At 57.4% G+C, this 16,014-nt stretch carries 17 protein-coding genes; 11 read left to right on the forward strand and 6 right to left on the reverse strand.

The window, feature by feature from the left end:
* Nucleotide 1: 1 nt before the first annotated feature.
* The 5 genes from J3352_RS03605 to J3352_RS03625 form a co-directional block, all read right to left on the reverse strand.
* Complete coding sequence (locus tag J3352_RS03605) at nt 2-706, reverse strand: ABC transporter ATP-binding protein (protein ID WP_005931348.1); 705 nt, start codon at nt 704-706, stop codon at nt 2-4.
* A gap of 97 nt (nt 707-803) precedes the next feature.
* On the reverse strand, nt 804-1,388 hold the full coding sequence (locus J3352_RS03610; RefSeq protein ID WP_156065597.1) for a uridine kinase: 585 nt from the start codon (nt 1,386-1,388) through the stop codon (nt 804-806).
* Nucleotides 1,385-1,906 (reverse strand): GNAT family N-acetyltransferase, encoded by a 522-nt coding sequence (locus J3352_RS03615; protein WP_156065595.1) that lies wholly within the window; start codon nt 1,904-1,906, stop codon nt 1,385-1,387. The genes J3352_RS03610 and J3352_RS03615 overlap by 4 nt, the downstream gene beginning before the upstream one ends.
* Nucleotides 1,903-2,472: a hypothetical protein gene (locus tag J3352_RS03620; RefSeq protein ID WP_227622518.1), complete on the reverse strand. Its 570-nt coding sequence runs from the start codon at nt 2,470-2,472 to the stop codon at nt 1,903-1,905. Before J3352_RS03620 ends, J3352_RS03615 begins: the two co-directional genes overlap by 4 nt.
* Nucleotides 2,473-2,612: 140 nt before the next feature.
* The gene (locus tag J3352_RS03625) at nt 2,613-2,750 is read right to left on the reverse strand and encodes a hypothetical protein (protein WP_197036516.1); all 138 of its coding nucleotides are present in this window, start codon (nt 2,748-2,750) and stop codon (nt 2,613-2,615) included.
* A gap of 436 nt (nt 2,751-3,186) precedes the next feature.
* On the opposite strand from J3352_RS03625, the gene J3352_RS03630 reads away from it, so the two are divergent.
* From J3352_RS03630 to J3352_RS03665, 8 genes are all read left to right on the forward strand, one after another.
* The gene (locus J3352_RS03630) at nt 3,187-3,765 is read left to right on the forward strand and encodes a DUF3793 family protein (protein WP_156065593.1); all 579 of its coding nucleotides are present in this window, start codon (nt 3,187-3,189) and stop codon (nt 3,763-3,765) included.
* A 403-nt stretch (nt 3,766-4,168) separates the two neighbouring features.
* Complete coding sequence (locus J3352_RS03635) at nt 4,169-4,384, forward strand: FeoA family protein (protein ID WP_005931323.1); 216 nt, start codon at nt 4,169-4,171, stop codon at nt 4,382-4,384.
* 79 nt (nt 4,385-4,463) lie between these two features.
* A complete protein-coding gene (locus tag J3352_RS03640) occupies nt 4,464-4,685 on the forward strand; it encodes a FeoA family protein (protein WP_005931321.1) in 222 nt (73 codons plus the stop codon).
* Nucleotides 4,686-4,710: 25 nt separating this feature from the next.
* Entirely contained in the window at nt 4,711-6,900 is a 2,190-nt protein-coding gene (gene feoB, locus J3352_RS03645) for a ferrous iron transport protein B (protein WP_005931319.1), read from the forward strand.
* 34 nt (nt 6,901-6,934) lie between these two features.
* Complete coding sequence (locus J3352_RS03650; RefSeq protein WP_005931317.1) at nt 6,935-7,105, forward strand: FeoB-associated Cys-rich membrane protein; 171 nt, start codon at nt 6,935-6,937, stop codon at nt 7,103-7,105.
* A gap of 123 nt (nt 7,106-7,228) precedes the next feature.
* A complete protein-coding gene (locus J3352_RS03655; protein WP_005931315.1) occupies nt 7,229-7,627 on the forward strand; it encodes a metal-dependent transcriptional regulator in 399 nt (132 codons plus the stop codon).
* The gene (locus tag J3352_RS03660; RefSeq protein WP_156065591.1) at nt 7,624-9,357 is read left to right on the forward strand and encodes an ABC transporter ATP-binding protein/permease; all 1,734 of its coding nucleotides are present in this window, start codon (nt 7,624-7,626) and stop codon (nt 9,355-9,357) included. The genes J3352_RS03655 and J3352_RS03660 overlap by 4 nt, the downstream gene beginning before the upstream one ends.
* Nucleotides 9,354-11,024 (forward strand): amino acid ABC transporter ATP-binding/permease protein, encoded by a 1,671-nt coding sequence (locus J3352_RS03665; protein WP_156065589.1) that lies wholly within the window; start codon nt 9,354-9,356, stop codon nt 11,022-11,024. Before J3352_RS03660 ends, J3352_RS03665 begins: the two co-directional genes overlap by 4 nt.
* A 70-nt stretch (nt 11,025-11,094) precedes the next feature.
* On the opposite strand, the gene J3352_RS03670 is transcribed toward J3352_RS03665, so the two are convergent.
* Nucleotides 11,095-11,940, reverse strand: coding sequence for a DegV family protein (locus tag J3352_RS03670; RefSeq protein WP_097770415.1), 846 nt, complete (start codon nt 11,938-11,940; stop codon nt 11,095-11,097).
* A gap of 326 nt (nt 11,941-12,266) precedes the next feature.
* Between J3352_RS03670 and murC the strand changes: the two genes are divergently transcribed.
* The 3 genes from murC to J3352_RS03685 all read left to right on the forward strand — a co-directional run bounded on the left by murC (nt 12,267) and on the right by J3352_RS03685 (nt 15,957).
* Nucleotides 12,267-13,646, forward strand: coding sequence for a UDP-N-acetylmuramate--L-alanine ligase (murC, locus tag J3352_RS03675; protein WP_227611466.1), 1,380 nt, complete (start codon nt 12,267-12,269; stop codon nt 13,644-13,646).
* 257 nt (nt 13,647-13,903) lie between these two features.
* Nucleotides 13,904-14,701, forward strand: coding sequence for a zinc dependent phospholipase C family protein (locus J3352_RS03680; RefSeq protein ID WP_005931300.1), 798 nt, complete (start codon nt 13,904-13,906; stop codon nt 14,699-14,701).
* Between the two features lie 5 nt (nt 14,702-14,706).
* Nucleotides 14,707-15,957, forward strand: coding sequence for an MFS transporter (locus J3352_RS03685; RefSeq protein WP_156065587.1), 1,251 nt, complete (start codon nt 14,707-14,709; stop codon nt 15,955-15,957).
* Nucleotides 15,958-16,014: the final 57 nt, after the last annotated feature.

Raw genomic sequence — 16,014 nt, forward strand, 5'->3', positions numbered from 1 at the left:
GTCACCACTCGATCTGTTCCACCGGCACCGGGTGTTCGTTGACCTTGTTGGACAGGATCTGTCCGCTCTTGACCTGGATGATCCGGTCCGCCATGGCCGTCAGGGCCGTGTTGTGGGTAATGACGATGACGGTGCGCCCTGTTTCGCGGCAGGTGCGCTGGAGCAGGGCCAGCACCTGCTTGCCGGTCTTGTAGTCCAGCGCACCGGTGGGCTCATCACAGAGCAGGAGCTTGGGGTTCTTGGCCAGCGCCCGGGCAATGGAAACGCGCTGCTGCTCGCCGCCCGAAAGCTGGGCAGGGAAGTTGTTGAGCCGCTCGCCCAGACCCACGCTTTCCAGCGTGGCGGCGGGGTCCAGCGGATCACGGCAGATCTCGCTGGCCAGCTCCACATTTTCCAGTGCAGTCAGATTCTGCACCAGATTGTAGAACTGGAACACGAAGCCTACGTCGTACCGGCGGTAGGTGGTGAGCTCTTTTTCGGAAAAATGGCTCACATCCTGCCCATCCAGCCAGACATGGCCCTCGTCGCAGGTGTCCATGCCGCCCAGAATGTTCAGCAGGGTGGTCTTGCCTGCACCCGAGGGACCCACAATGATGCAAAACTCGCCCTTGTCTACATAAAAATTCAGGTGATCGGCCGCCGCAATGCGGACACTGCCGGTCTGATAATATTTGGAAACATCCTCAAACTGCACAAAATGTTCCATATGCTGCTCCTTGCCTTGAAAAAATTATTGTTCCATCCTAACTATAACATATTTTGCAGCAGGTTTGCAGGGGCAGAGCGCTGGAATTTGCAAAAAGTTAACAGGTCGTATCAAGGATAAAGTCAACGGTCTGCTCGATCTGGAATTTTGCGAAATACCCCTCTTCCAGCGGGATCCACCGGGCGGTGAAGCCGGAATAGCGTTCTCCCTCCCGCGCCAGCAGGCGGCGGGCCTGCTCTTCCTTGGAGCAGGTGACGAAAACCTTCAGATCGTAACAGTCCGCAAGGGTGGGGTGGCAGCTGTAACTGCCCTCCACGATGACCAGCGGCTGGGGCGCAAAGCATTGTTCCGGCAGGTAGGCACCCGCCCGGCAGGAGTAGGCACGGTAGGGAATCGCCTGCCCGGCCCGGGCGGGGGTGAGCACCTGGGCACGCAGACGCTCCAAGTCCATGTTGGCGCAAGGGATCTGCTCCCAGTTTGCCACACGGCTGGCTGGGGGAAGATAGAAGTCATCGGTATGCACCGTGATGCTCTGGGGAAACTGCCGGGCCAGCTGTGCCGCCAGCGTGGTTTTGCCGCTGCCGCACCGGCCGTCCAGCGCCACCAGCACCGGGTGATCGGGATGGGCAGAGAGAAAATTGGAGAGTTTTTCCACGAGAGGGGAAAGGGTGGTTGAAATCATAATTCCTTCTTAAACGTCAGATTTTTGTATTCGGTCTGAGAGCCGCTTCGGCGGAAGATTCCATTTTCAGTGGGCGTGAAACCTAGTGCACGCATCACACCGCAGGAACCGGCATTTTCAGCGGCAACATCGGCCAGAACGTTTTTTATACCGTTCTGTGCACCGAACTGCACCAGAGCGTTTACCATTTCTTTGGCATAACCCTTGCGCCAGCAGGTAGGGTGGATGCAGTAACCGATATCCCAGCAGCTGCCGCCATCCTTGACCACAGCACAGCAGGTACCAATGGGCTGGTGGGTGACTTTGTCCTCTGCAATGACATAATAGCAGTCGGTGCTGTCGCTCAGGCTGCGGAGCAATTCCATATATTTGTTCAGGTCATCGATATCGTCCAGCACCGGGTCGGACAAATATTTTCCGGTGATGGGGTCACCCCAGATGCAGAGTGCAAACCCGGCATCCCGAGCTTCCTGCGGGCGCAGGCGAAGCCGGGCGGTTTCAAAAGGCGTGAAAGTCATATCGTTTCCTCCAAAGGTGATATACAAGAAATACTTTTGTCGATTTGCGAAAATATGAGATCGTATGCGTGGGCAGGGAGAGGATGGCGAGGCATCCAAAAATCAAACAGTGCTTTTAACTCTTTAGAATCTCCATAGAGCTGTTTGACTTGTTTGTAAGCAAATGTATTGGCATCGACTTCGTGCGGCTGACCAAGATATAGGTTGGTAAAATAATCTTCATTGCCATCCAATTTGCAGGAGATGTAATGGCCATTTACCAGCTTATAGCATGTACCATCATAGCCAATGACATATTGAAGGCTTCGGTGTATTTCGGAACCGAAGTGTTCCGGACAGAGATACTGCGATGCGTGACGCAGTTCGTGAAACAGAAAAAATGCTTTCTCATAGTCAGGTTTGGCGTTCAGATGCTCTGCATTGATGAACACAGTTTTGCTTGCAGGGTCAAATGTTCCGCAAGCGGTCTCATAATCAGAGGGCATATCAAAGGATAAGTGCAGATCAAGGGAGCGTTCTTTACAATAATCATCAAAGAAGTGCTTGTAATCAAAGATTGATGGCATAGGTTTATATCCGGCCTTTCCTTGACAAAATAAAGGAAATTGACTATACTACAAATAGAAAAGGCGCTGATCCACATCGGTCAGCTTTCCTTCCCGAGAATCAAAAAAGATTGACTGTCAGGTTTGGTACGCTGAGGCAGTCAATCTTTTTTGCTATCATCGTTTTTCTTCTGCGAAAACTTATCCATGACCTCAAGAGTCAGGCGGACCACATCCACAATCAGGCTCAGCAAGCCAAGCATGAAAGTGAGCAGTGCCAGAGTTTCCAACAGCATCATTCGACATCCCTCCCTTCGCCATCAGGCTCCGGGAAGTTTCCTTCAAAAAAGTTCCGTCCCCGGTATCCTGCTTTATTCCATGTAGGAAGAATCAGCGATACGGGATTGGAAAGCATGACCACCAATGATGCAGACAGCGCCTTCGCCGCCTTTGCGGGCGGCTGACTATACTATACCATGAATTTCGACACGCCGCAACACGCGCAAAAAGTTTGATGCAGAAAACTTGTCAAAACCCCTTGACACCACCCCAATGCTGTGGTAAGATAATGCCACGTTAGAAATAACTAACCACAAAGCGGTCAGCAGGCAAATGGCCTGTGCCGCATTCTTTTAGAGTTTGAGGTTAGAAATATCTAACTACTGCACCTGCATAGAATGCGGTGCAGCGGGGAACGCTGTTCCTCAAATGGATAAAAGCGGAGGGAAAGCAGCCATGGAGCGTAATTTTGAGACCGTGATGATCGAACAGTGCGCGCCGGTGCTGGCAGGGCTGAAGCCTGCCGGGCTGTTCCGCTATGAGACCCGGGACTGCGCCGACCTGACCGCCCGGGTGCACCGCTGGAATGACCAGCTGGGGGAGAAGGGGCTGAAGGTCCGGGTCCTCAAGGGCTGTGCTCAAACCCACCGGTATCTCATTTATGTTTACCGCGAGAGCCGCCTGCGTCAGGTGTTGGCCGATGAGGCGGTGCAGGAGTTCCTGCAACGCGAGGGCTATGCCCTGCCGGAGGATGCTTCCGATTGTGACGGTATGCTGCGGCAGCTGTCCCGGCGGCTGTGCTGCGAAGCCGATTTTCCCCATGAGATCGGTGTGTTTCTTGGTTATCCGCTCACCGATGTGGTGGGCTTTATCGAAAATCAGGGCCGCAACTTCACCTGCTGCGGCTGCTGGAAGGCTTACGGCGACCCCGATGCCGCCGCGCGCCATTTTGCCCAGTTGAACAAGTGCACCAGAGTATATCTGCGCCTGTTCCACGAGGGTACCCCCATTTTCCGCCTTGCTGTGGCGGCTTGACAAGTCATTCTCTACCAATACTCTCTTTTTATCCTGGCACCCACCGGAACAAACCACGCTCCGGTGGGAAGAAATCCTCCTTTTGACACGCGGCCGTCCGTTGCAGCCTTGACTACTGCACCGGGCGGCTGTGTCATTTTCAAACAGAAAAAATGACGGTAAAATGTAAACAATGGCTAACTTTTACTCAGGAATTTGAGTTAGTTGTTGTTGATTGTGATAAAAAAACTGGGATATTTGGGCAGAAAAACTGTTTGTTCATATAAACTAACTTTTAATGATGAAAAAACTGTTGACAACAAAGGTTAGTAAGCGTAAACTATCTATGCTGATAGTTCCGACTGACTAACCCCTCCGGTGCATCAGCAGCCCACAAACAGTATGAAAAAGGGAGTGGAATGTTATGATGCCTCTGACAATGGCGAAGGCGGGCGAGACCGTCACCATTAAGAAGATCACCGGCAAAGATGAAGTCCGCCTGCATCTGGCAGAGCTTGGTTTTGTGGTGGACAGCGAAGTGACCGTGGTCAACGAGATCGCAGGCAACCTGATCGTACAGGTCAAGGAAAGCCGCCTGGCACTCGACAGGACGATGGCAAATCGCATTATGATCGGCTGAACAGCGCAGCACGCTGTTTGGGACCTGCTCCGACACTGGAATGGTCTCTGAATAAAGACAAGTAGAGGAGGAAATTTGCATGAAAACTCTGAAGGACGTGAAGGTCGGCGAGACCTGCACCGTGGCACGCCTGCATGGCGAAGGCCCGGTCAAGCGCCGCATCATGGACATGGGCATCACCAAGGGTGTTGAGATCTATGTCCGTAAGGTGGCACCTCTGGGCGACCCCATGGAGCTGACCGTGCGCAACTACGAACTGAGTGTGCGCAAGGCCGACGCTGAAATGATCGAAGTGGTTTGATTCCAAAGAGAGGAAAGGACACGCAATGAGTATTAAAATTGCACTGGCCGGTAACCCGAACTGCGGCAAGACTACCCTGTTCAATAACCTGACCGGCTCCAACCAGTACGTTGGCAACTGGCCCGGCGTTACCGTGGAAAAGAAGGAAGGCAAGCTGAAGGGCGATAAGGACGTCATCATCCAGGACCTGCCCGGCATCTACTCCCTGTCTCCCTACACGCTGGAGGAGGTCGTCTCCCGTACTTACCTGGTCAAGGAGAAGCCCGATGCCATCCTGAACATCATCGATGGCACCAACATTGAGCGCAACCTCTACCTGACCACCCAGCTGATCGAGCTGGGCATCCCCGTTGTTATGGCGGTCAACATGATCGATCTGGTCCGCAAGAACGGCGATAAGATCGACCTGAAGAAGCTGAGCAGCGAGCTGGGCTGCCAGGCAGTTGAGATCAGCGCACTGAAGGGCGAGGGCACCGAGGCTGCTGCCAAGGCTGCGGTTGCCGCTGCCCAGAAGCAGAAGGCCGGTGAGCTGCCCCACGTCTTTACCGGCAGTGTGGAGCATGCCATTGCACACATCGAGGAGTCCATTCAGGGCAAGGTCGATGACCGCTTCCTGCGCTGGTACGCGGTCAAGCTGTTCGAGCGGGATGAGAAGGTCGTGGAAGAGCTGAAGCTCGACAAGGCTCTGGCTGACCACATTGATGAGCACATCAAAGACTGCGAGAAGGAGATGGACGATGATGCGGAGAGCATCATCACCAACCAGCGCTACTCCTACATCAACGGTGTCGTTGACAAGGCCGTCAAGAAAAAGGCCCGTGTGGAGCACCTGACTGCTTCTGACAAGATCGACCAGATCGTGACCAACCGTGTGCTGGCTCTGCCCATCTTCGCGCTGGTCATGTTCCTGATGTACTCCCTGTCCATGGGCACCTCCATTGCAGATGGCGGCTGGGCTATCGGCACCTTTGCGACCGACTGGACCAACGATGTCCTGTTTGGTGAGATCGTGCCGGGCGCGCTGGGCGGCTTCCTGGAGAGCATCGGTGTGGCAGGCTGGCTGTACGGCCTGATCATGGACGGTATCGTTGCCGGTGTCGGCGCGGTGCTGGGCTTCGTTCCCCAGATGCTGGTCCTGTTCTTCCTGCTGTCCATCCTGGAGGATGTGGGCTATATGTCCCGTGTCGCCTTCATCATGGACCGTATCTTCCGCCGTTTCGGCCTGTCCGGCAAGAGCTTCATCCCCGTGCTGGTCGGTACCGGCTGCGGCGTGCCCGGTGTTATGGCTTCCCGTACCATCGAGAACGAGCGTGACCGCCGTATGACCATTATGACCACCTGCTTCATCCCCTGCGGCGCTAAGATGCCCATCATCGGCCTGATCGCAGGTGCAATGTTCGGTGGTTCCTCTCTGGTTGCTGTTTCCGCTTACTTCATCGGCATGGCTGCCATCATTTGTTCCGGTGTTATTCTGAAGAAGACCAAGCTCTTCGCTGGCGACCCCGCACCCTTCGTTATGGAGCTGCCCGCTTACCATGTGCCTGCATGGGGCAACGTTTTCCGTGCCACCTGGGAGCGCGGCTGGTCCTTCATCAAGCGTGCCGGTTCCGTCATTCTGGCAGCTACCGTTGTGCTGTGGTTCCTGCAGGGCTTCGGTTTCGAGAATGGTGCCTTCGGCATGGTCGAGGATCAGGACAACTCCGTCCTGGCCGCTATCGCTACCAAGATCGCCTGGATCTTCGCTCCTCTGGGCTTCGGCAACTGGCGTGCAACCGTTGCTTCCGTCTCTGGTCTGATCGCAAAGGAGAACGTGGTTGGCACCTTCGGTGTTCTGTATCACTTCGGCGGCGAGCTGTCTGAGAACGGTGATGAGATCTGGGCAGCAGTTGCGCAGGATTACACCGCTCTGTCCGCTTACGCCTTTATGATCTTCAACCTGCTGTGCGCTCCCTGCTTCGCTGCTATGGGCGCGATCAAGCGTGAGATGAACAACGGCAAGTGGACTGCCATCGCCATCGGTTATATGTGCGCTCTGGCTTACTGCGCGGCTCTGGTCGTGTACCAGATCGGTGGTCTGATCACCGGTGAGGTTGGCTTCAACTTCTTCACCATCGTGGCAATCGTGATTTTTGCCGCATTCCTGTACCTGATGTTCCGCCCCAACAAGTACGTTGGCGACAACGAGGTCAAGATCGACGTTTCCAAGATCAAGTAAGATCATCTGTCCAGTTTGAAAGGGTGTGTTCTGTATGATGGAATTCCTGGCCACGAACTTTAATCTGCCTACCATTATTGTAGGTGCTATCGTGTTTGGCGGTGTGGGCTGGGCCACATGGCACTCCCACAAGCATGGCGGCTGTGGGGGCTGCGGCGAAGGCGGCTGCAATGGCAATTGCGGCGGCTGCAGCGGCTGCCACTGATCAGTAAAAACCGCTGGGCGCGGGTCGAACATCCAATCGGCCCGCGCCCTTTTTTAGAATGAAAAAAGTTAGCTTTGGATAACACTGGAAGCGGCTTACATTATTATAGGAGAGAGTGATACTATGGAACTGACAGCAGCCCATCTGCGGTATCTCCTGGCCATCTATGAGGTCTCCCAGACGCATCTGGATATCTGCTCCCGCAGCATTGCCGAAAAGCTGAACGTGACCAAGCCCAGCGTGGTGCGCATTATGAACCTGCTGATGGATCGGGGCATGATCGTGAAGGAACACTATGGCAAGATCTATCTGACCGATCGGGGCATCTTTGTGGCAAAGGCGGTCAGGGCTCAACTGGAAACGGTGCTGACGCATTTTCCGCCCGTGCGCATCGACATGACCGAGGAGGAACGCTATAATGCCGCTTTGGCCCTGACTTCGGCCCTGCCCGAACGGGCTTTTACCGGCGAATATGACCGCCTGTTCGGCCCGGATGAATCTGAAAAGGAGAACGCTTCGTGATCAACAAGAAACTGCTTTCCTTCGATCGGAAGGCCCTGCACTATGTGGGGCTGAACGTGCTGTTCCAGTGGCTGGGGATGCTGTGCAATGTGGTGCTGGTGATGACGGTATCCCGCCTCATCGGCGGCGTGTTTGCGGGCAGCCTGACCGGCAATGCCCTCTGGCAGGGGATGCTGCTCTGCCTGCTGACTGTGCCGGTGCGCTATGGCCTTACCCTCTGCGCCTCCGATATGAGCGACCGGGCTTCCAAGGATGTCAAGCGCACCCTGCGCAGCAGCATCTATGCAAAGCTCACCCGGCTGGGGGCCGGTTACAGCGAGACGGTGGCCACCAGTGAAGCCGTGATGCTGGCCAGCGAGGGTGTGGAGCAGATCGACACCTACTTTGCAAAGTATCTGCCCCAGCTGTTTTACAGCCTGCTGGCCCCGGTGACCCTGTTTGTGCTGCTGGTGGGCGTGCACGCGCGCTCGGCCATCCTTCTGCTGTGCTGTGTGCCGCTCATCCCCCTGTCCATTGTGGCGGTGCAGAAGTTTGCAAAGAAGCTGCTGGCGAACTACTGGGGCGAGTACACCACCCTGGGTGACAGCTTTCTGGAGAATATCCAGGGCCTGACCACCCTGAAGATCTATCAGGCAGACGGTTGGAAGCACGAGGAGATGAATGCCCAGGCCGAGCGGTTCCGCAAGATCACGATGAAGGTGTTGACCATGCAGCTGAACAGCGTGACCCTGATGGACCTGATGGCCTACGGCGGTGCGGGTCTGGGCATCATCAGCGCGGCATCGGCCTTTGCCAAGGGCCAGCTCAGCCTGACCAGCGCCCTGACCATCCTCCTGCTGGCGGCGGATTTCTTCCTGCCCCTGCGCCTGCTGGGCAGCTACTTCCACATTGCCATGAATGGCGCGGCTTCGGCTGAGAAGATCTTCAGGCTGCTCTCTGCCCAGGAGCCTGAAGATGGTGAAAAGACCGCCGACCCGGCCGACAGCACCCTTGCGCTGGAGCATGTCACTTTTGGTTACGAGAAGGAGCGCACCATCCTGCACGATGTGTCCCTGACCATCCCGCAGGGCAGCTTTGTCTCGCTGGTGGGCGAAAGCGGCTGCGGCAAGAGCACCATAGCGGCCATCCTGTCCGGTGCCCGCACCGCGACGGAGGGAGAGGTCACGCTGGGCGGCATCCCGGTCAGCGAATGGAAGCAGGCCGACCGCCTGCGCCTGCTGACACTGGTGCCCCACAATGCGGCCATCTTCAAGGGCACGGTGGAAGCCAACCTCCGGATGGCCCGGCCCGATGCAGCCGAAGCCGAGCTCTGGGCGGCGCTGGAGCAGGTGAACCTTGCAGACTTCTGCCGCAGCCAGAGCGGCCTTGCAACGGCGCTCCACGAGGGCGGCTCCAACCTGTCCGGCGGGCAGCGCCAGCGCCTTGCCATGGCCCGTGCCCTGCTGCATGATTCACCCATCTATGTGTTCGACGAGGCGACCTCCAATGTGGATGCCGAGAGCGAGAACGATATCATGAAAGCCATCCACAGCCTGGCGGGAAAGAAAACAGTGATCCTGATCTCCCACCGTCTGGCCAATGTGGTAGACAGCGACTGCATCTATGTGCTGGAGGCAGGCCGCATCGCCGAGCAGGGAACGCACAACGACCTGCTGGCGGCACAGGGGGTGTACAGCCGCCTGTACAACGCCCAGAAACAGCTGGAAGACCTTGGGGAGGTGAGCGCATGAACAACACAAAACACCGCAGTCCGTTTGCCATTGCCGCACGGCTGATCGTGCTGGTCCGGCCCATGCTGCCCATCATGCTGGCAGCCATTGTCATGGGTGTCATCGGCCACTTCTGCGCCACCTTTATCACGATCTTCGGCGGCTTTGCCCTGCTCACGGCGGCAGGCCTGCCCAGCCCGCTGGCAGGCGTGAGCACGGCCTTTGTCTGCATCCTTGTCTTTGCCCTGCTGCGCGGCGTGCTGCGCTACGCAGAGCAGGCCTCCAACCACTATATCGCCTTCAAGCTGCTGGCCCTCATCCGGGATAAGGTATTCAGCGCGCTCCGCCGCCTGACCCCCGCCAAACTGGAGGGCCGTGACCGGGGCGACCTGATCTCTCTGATCACCGCCGACATCGAGCAGCTGGAGGTGTTCTATGCCCACACCATTTCGCCGGTCTGCATCGCGATCCTCTGTGTGACCGGCATGACCTGCTTTACGGCCAGTTATCATATTCTGCCTGCACTGGTGCTGCTGGCAGGCTATCTGCTGGTGGGCATTGCTCTGCCGGTGTGGTCTGCCAGACGGGGCGACAAAGCCGCCCGCGAGTACCGGCAGGCCCTGGCCGACACCAACAGCTATCTGCTGGAAAGCCTGCGCGGTCTGCGGGATATCCTGCAGTACCAGAACACCGCCGCGCGTGCCGAGGGCATCACGGCCCACAGCGAGACGCTGGGGGAGAAGCAGAAGGCCATGAAGTACCGCGAGGGCGTGACTGTGGGTGCCGCCAACACTCTCATCGTGCTGACGGCGCTGGCTGTGCTGGGGGTAAGCATCCGGCTGTATCAGAACGGCCAGCTGGGCGCAGAGGGAGTGCTGGTCTGCACCCTGTCGGCCCTGAGCTCCTTTGGCCCGGTGGTGGCGCTGGCCAACCTCGGTGCCAGCCTGACCCAGGTGTTCGCCAGTGCCGACCGCGTTCTTGACCTGCTGGACGAGGACCCCGTGACTGCCGATGTGACCGACGGCGCTGATACCGTCTTTACCGGTGCACAGGCTGAGCATGTCAGCTTTGCCTACGCCAGGGAAGAGGTGCTCCACGACCTGAGCCTGACCATCCCGGAAAAGAAAATCGTGGGCATTACGGGCCGTTCCGGCAGCGGCAAATCCACCTTTCTGCGGCTGCTCATGCGCTTCTGGGATGTGAGCGGCGGCACCATCCGGTTTGGTGAACGTGATATCCGCACCGTGAACACTGCCGCCCTGCGCGCCCAGGAAAGTCTTGTGACCCAGGAAACGGAGCTGTTTGACGATACCATAGAAAACAACATCCGGATCGCCCGGCGCGATGCCACCCGTGCCGAGGTGGAGGCTGCCTGCAGAAAGGCCGCGCTGGATGGCTTTATCAACAGCTTGCCCAAGGGATATGATACCCCTGTGGGCGAGCTGGGCGGTGCACTCTCCGGCGGTGAGCGCCAGCGCATCGGTGTGGCCCGTGCCTTCCTGCACGATGCACCCTTTCTCCTGCTGGACGAGCCTACCTCCAATCTGGACAGCCTGAACGAAGGGATCATCCTCAAGGCCGTGCGGGATGAGTGCAGGGAAAAGACCGTCCTGCTGGTCTCCCATCGCAGATCCACCATGGCCGTGGCCGACCTGAGCTTCTCGGTAGAGAGCGGACGGCTGAGCTGAGAAAACCGGATATCAAGCAAAAAAGACGCGCTCTGTGATGAGCGCGTCTTTTTTGTGTGCAGGGAGAAATTTACTGCTTGCGTGCAAACACGATGCCGATGGTACCGGGGCCGGAATAGCCGCCGATGGTGGTGCCGATGTCGGTCTCGTAGACATTCTCAAAATTGCCGTACTGCCGCAGTCCGGCCTTGATGGCCTCCATGCAGCCGGGCTTCGCCTGGGTGGAAGAGATGAACACCATGCTGCGGTCGATGTCCTCCCGGTTCGCCAGCTGGTCGGTGATGTACTTGCCCACGCAGATGGGCAGACTGCCCCGGTATTTCCGCACGACTTTCAGTTCACCATCGATGACGGCCAGGCTGGGCTTGATGCCCAGAATGTTGGCCCCGAAGGCCAGCACGCCGGAGCAGCGGCCGCTTTTGGCCATGTAGTCTAGCTGGTTGAGCACAAAGCTCAACTCGACCCGCTTGGCAAGGCCCTGTAAGCGCATGGAAATGTTCTTGGGCGGCAGGCCGTCAGCGGCCCACTTGGCTGCCTGCAGGACGAGATAGCCCTGCCCGGTGCAGATATTCTCGCTGTCCACAACATAGACGTTGCCGAACTCCTGCGCCGCCAGCCGGGCGTTCTGGAAGCAGGAGGAGAATTTGGAGCCGACATTGATGTGGATGACGGCATCGTAGTCTCTGGCAAAGGGGGCGAGGAAGTCGGTGTATTCCACCAGATTGGGGGCGGCGGATTTGGGCATTTTGCCGCCGTTCTGGGCATGGGCGAATACATCGGCGGGGTGGATGGTAACGCCGTCCAGATAGCTTTCCTCCCCCATGAGGATGTGCATGGGGATCAGGCTGATGTTCCACTGCCGGAGCAGCGCTTCGGACAGATCGCAGGTGCTGTCCGCAGTGATCTTGATGTTCAAAATGAGATTCCTCTTTTCCAGCCGCGCGTCCGGCGGCAGCGTGATAGTTCAAAATTCGCCACTATCATACCACAAATACTTCAAAATTGTTAGCTATCAAGCCGATAAAAAATGTAAATCTTTTATGAAGTGTGCAAAAGGGGCGAAAATCCATGGGATATCTGTACAGTTGTCACAAAAATGTGCCGGAGTTTCTGGTTCTTTCCGAAAATTCGCTCGGAACTGTTTATTTTGTCGGCCAAAAATTATATAATAAGTAGTACCCAAGAATTAAGATGGATTCGGTCTGCCTTGCGGCCGTTTGTTTATTGGAGGTTTGCCTGCTTATGTTCGTTACTGATTATACCATGCATCTGCTGGATAATGTAAAAAAGATCCACTTCATCGGCTGCGGCGGCAGCGGTATGTATCCGCTGATCCAGATCCTCACTGCCAAGGGATATGATATCTCCGGCAGCGATGTGCTGGACGGCAGCATCATCCGCTCGGAGCGGGAGATGGGCGTGAAGGTCAGCCTGGGTCATGCTGCGGACAACGTGATCGGCTCTGACCTGGTGGTCTACTCTGCCGCCATTGCCAAGGACAACGTGGAGCTGAACGCCGCCGCTTCCTATGGCATCCCCACTGTGGAGCGCAGCGTTCTGCTGGGCTATGTGAGCCGCCTGTACAAGGACAGCATCTGCGTTTCCGGCACCCACGGCAAGACCACCACGACTTCCATGATCACCACCGCACTGGAGCTGGCAGGCCGTGATCCCTCTGCAGTCATCGGCGGCAAGCTGCCACTCATCGGCGGCTACGGCAAGGCCGGCAAGGGCGATGATATCGTCATCGAGGCCTGCGAGTTCTCCGAGACCTTCCTCAAGCTGACCCCCTATATGTCCGTGGTGCTGAACATCGATAACGACCATCTGGACTATTACGGCAGCATGGGCGAGCTGAAGTTTGCCTTCAAGCGCTTTGCCCTGATGACCCATTTCATGATCTTTGCCAATGCAGATGATAAGAACACCATGGATGTCATGTACACCCTGGACCGCCGCGTGCGCACCTTTGCCATTGACAATGCGGCCGATTACCGTGCTGTCAACGTACAGGAGTACAAGCCCGGCTTCTTTGAATTTGATCTGAAGGAGTGGGATACCAATGAGCTGGGCCACATCCGTCTGGCAGTGCCGGGCCGCCACAACATTTACAATGCACTGGCCATGTGTGCTGTCTGCCGCTCTGTGGGCCTGACCGTGGAGGAGTGCGCCAACGCTGCCCTGAACTTCAAGGGAGCAGGCCGCCGTTTTGAGGTCTACGGCGAGTGCAACGGCGCGGTGGTCGTGGACGACTACGCCCACCATCCCACCGAGATCCGCGCGACCCTGAACACCGCCAAGGAGCTGGGCTACAATCGTGTCATCGCAGTCCATCAGCCGTTTACATACAGCCGGACCAAGATGCTGTTCAACGACTTTGTGGATGTGTTCAAGATCCCTGATATCACGGTGATCACCCCCATCATGGGCAGCCGCGAGCCCAACGACCCCACCATTACCAGCGCAAAGCTGGCGGCGCAGATCCCCAACTCTGTGCTGGTGGACAGCCTGGAGGCTGCCGCTGACTGGGTCAAACAGAACGCCCGGGAGGGCGATCTGGTCATCACTCTGGGCTGCGGCGATATCTATAAGGCCAGCAAGATGATGGTGAAAAAAGACTGATCGTTTGGAGTAGGTGAAAGCCGCCGGGTCAAAAACGCCCGGCGGCTTTTGGCTGCCGGACGTTTCACAGGCCGAACCGGTCTGCAATACCACCCTGCGAAAGCGCCCTGCCGGGAGATCGGCGGGGCGTTTTTGCGCTATGGAATGGGCGTGATGAGAAATATCTCAAAAATTTTACACAAATCAGACCCGGAAGGGTGGCGGCGGGGGTGGGATTCTGCTATACTGATTCTGGTACGAAAAGGAGGAGAGAGGATATGCCATCTACGTATGCACACCGCCGCTTTGGTGCGGATGTTCTGGTGCAGCTGCCCAGGGAGCTGCGGGAAAAGATCACCCCGTACCGGCCGCTGTATGATATGGGCCTGCACGGGCCTGACCTGATGTTCTACTACCGGGCTTTGCAGTCCAACCCCGTGAACCGGCTGGGCAACGCCATGCACGAGCAGCCGGGCCGAGTGTTCTTTACCCGGGCCCGGGGCGTGGTGAACACGGCCCGCAACAAGAATGCTGCGTTGGCCTATGCGCTGGGGTTCGTCTGCCACTTTGCACTGGACAGCACCTGCCACCCCTATGTGGAGCGCTACACCCGGGAAAGCGGTGTGAGCCACTGCGAGATCGAGACGGAGTTTGACAACCAGCTGATGCGGGAGGACGGGCTTGACCCGATGCACTTTTTCACGGCAGGGCATATCCGCCCCAACCGGGAGTTTGCAAAGATCATTGCGCCGTTCTACGAAAATGTCACGGCAGACGAGACCTACGGGGCCATGCGGGGCATGGTGCGGGTGCACCATCTGCTGCAGGCTACCAGCCCGGTCAAGCGCTGGGTGGTGTTGACGGCCCTGAAAGCGGCAGGTACCTATGATGTCATGCACGGGCTGGTGGCGAACCTCCAGCCCAATCCCCGGTGCGAGGCCAGCGACAAAGAGCTGGAAGCGCTGTATCAGCAGGCTCTCCCGCTGGCAGTGCGGCTCATCACGGAATATGTGGAAGGGCTCTCCAACGGCGCACCGCTGGACAAGGCCTATGACCACACCTTCGGAGAATTTTGAGAGGAATGCAAATGAACGAAGCAAAGCAAAAATTTCGCCTGACCAGCCTGGAACGGGCGTGGATTTTATACGATGTGGGCAACTCGGCGTTTGTGCTGCTGGTGGCAACGCTGATCCCCATCTTCTTCAACGCACTGGCTGAGGGGGGCGGCTTGAGCTCGGTGGAGTATCTGGCCTACTGGGGCTATGCCGCCTCGGCGGTCACGGTCATCACGGCGGTGCTCAGCCCGATCCTTGGCACACTGGCCGATACCCGCAACTTCAAAAAGCCCATCTTCACCTTCTGCGTGGCAGTGGGTGTGATCGGCTGCTGCGCCATGGGGATGGCAAGCACCTGGCTGCCGTTCCTGCTCATCTTCATCTTTGCCAAGGTGGGCTTTTCGGGCAGTCTGGTGTTCTATGACTCCATGCTCAGCGATGTGACTGTGCCGGACCGGATGGATGAGGTTTCCTCCAAAGGCTATGCCTGGGGCTACATTGGCAGCTGTGTGCCCTTTGTGGTCTGTCTGGCGCTGGTGCTGGGGGCCGGGAGCATCGGTATCTCCCAGATGACGGCGCTGAACCTTGCCCTCTTTATCACCGCCGTCTGGTGGCTGGTGACCACCCTGCCCCTGCTGCGCCAGTATAAGCAGGTGCACTTTGTGGAGGTGCAGGAACATGCCATCCAGCAGAGCTTTGCCCGCATCGGCCACACCCTCCGCCACCTGAAAGAGGACAGGCAGGTATTCTGGTTCCTGCTGGCCTTTTTCTGCTACATCGATGGTGTGTACACCATCATCGATATGGCCACGGCCTACGGCACGGCCCTGGGGCTGGACACCACCGGCCTGCTGCTGGCGCTGTTGGTCACTCAGATCGTGGCCTTCCCCTCGGCACTGGTGTTCGGGCGGCTGAGCGGGCAATACCCCTCAGGCACCCTCATCCCGGTCTGCATCGCAGCCTACGCGGGCATTGCGCTGTTTGCCTTTTTCCTGAAGCACCAGTGGCAGTTCTGGGTGCTGGCCGTTGTGGTGGGCATGTTCCAGGGCGGCATCCAGGCGCTGAGCCGGAGCCATTTTGCCAAGATCATCCCGCCGGAAAAATCGGGCGAGTACTTCGGCCTGTTCGATATCTGCGGCAAGGGCGCATCCTTTCTGGGCACCATGATCGTCAGTGTGGGCAGCCAGCTGACCGGCAGCGCCAATGTGGGCGTGGGCAGCCTGATCGTGCTGTTCATTGTGGGATTCGTGCTGTTCCGGGTGTCGGATCAAAAGTGAATTGAACCCCCCAGTCACCTGCGGTGACAGCCCCCCTAGTAGTGGGGCCCTTGGCAT

The organism is Faecalibacterium sp. Marseille-Q4164 (genome assembly GCF_017377545.1).
GTDB lineage: Bacteria > Bacillota > Clostridia > Oscillospirales > Ruminococcaceae > Faecalibacterium > Faecalibacterium duncaniae.